Source organism: Actinomadura montaniterrae (genome assembly GCF_008923365.1).
GTDB classification, from domain to species: Bacteria; Actinomycetota; Actinomycetes; order Streptosporangiales; family Streptosporangiaceae; genus Spirillospora; species Spirillospora montaniterrae.
Genome location: NZ_WBMR01000500.1, coordinates 1 through 876 on the forward strand (window position 1 = coordinate 1; position 876 = coordinate 876).

Annotated in this window: 2 protein-coding genes; one reads left to right on the forward strand and one right to left on the reverse strand. The window is 76.6% G+C overall.

Annotated features, from left to right (window positions below):
• Window positions 1–88: 88 nt before the first annotated feature.
• The gene (locus F9B16_RS50515) at window positions 89–307 is read left to right on the forward strand and encodes a DUF2277 domain-containing protein (protein ID WP_151547359.1); all 219 of its coding nucleotides are present in this window, start codon (window positions 89–91) and stop codon (window positions 305–307) included.
• A 34-nt stretch (window positions 308–341) separates the two neighbouring features.
• On the opposite strand, the gene F9B16_RS52200 is transcribed toward F9B16_RS50515, so the two are convergent.
• A partial coding sequence (locus F9B16_RS52200) for a hypothetical protein (protein WP_192809427.1) occupies window positions 342–876 on the reverse strand: 535 nt, incomplete at its 5' end.

Consider the following 876-nt stretch of genomic DNA (forward strand, 5'->3'; position numbering starts at 1 on the left):
CGCCCCACCTCTGCTGGGCGCCGGGGCCCCACACGCGTCATGGCCGCGGGGGTGCGGTTCTGTCGGGGGCGCGGGTCACAATGGGGGCATGTGCCGCAGCATCAAGACGCTCCGCCCGCCGTTCGCCGAGGACGTGACCGACCAGGACGTCCGGGCCGCCGCGCTCCAGTACGTCCGCAAGATCTCCGGGTTCCGCGCCCCCGCGGCCCACAACGCCGAGGCGTTCGACCGCGCCGTCGAGGAGATCGCGCGCTCCACCGCCGCGCTCCTCGACTCGCTGGAGGTCCGGGGCCGCCGCGCGAGCTAGCCGCGCGAGCCGGCCCGACGGCCGCCGTGCGCGGTCAGTTGTGGCAGTTCTGGCCGGCGAGGTCCAGCGCGAGGGACGTGACGCGCCCGCCCGCCACCAGCAGGCTGTACACGGCCTTCGGGTTGCCGGGGACGGGGGCGGACGCGCCGTTCACGCCGTTCGCCAGCTTCGGGTAGGCGTGCTTGACCTGCGCCAGCGTGGACCCGACGCCGATGCCCTGCGGGGTGCGCATGCCGCCGACGGCGAAGATCGAGACGATGCCGTAGCGGCCGGAGTAGTAGACGCCGACCGAGCCCTTCGGGGTGCGGCGCGTCCGCAGGTCGTAGCCGGAGCAGCCGTTCGCGCCGGCGCGCACCTTCCCGACGAGCAGGCCGCTGCCGCGCAGCTGCTGCGCCGTCATGCCGAGCCGTAACGTCCCGTAGCCGAGCGGGCCGAGGGTCGCGGTCCGGTTCGGCGCGGCGGTCCGGCGCGGCGCCGGCTGCCGGCCGCCGCCACCGCCGCCCCCGAGCTTCGGGGTGCTGGTCGCGCCGATCGCGGGCGCCGACACGGCGGCCGTCCCGCCGCCCTTG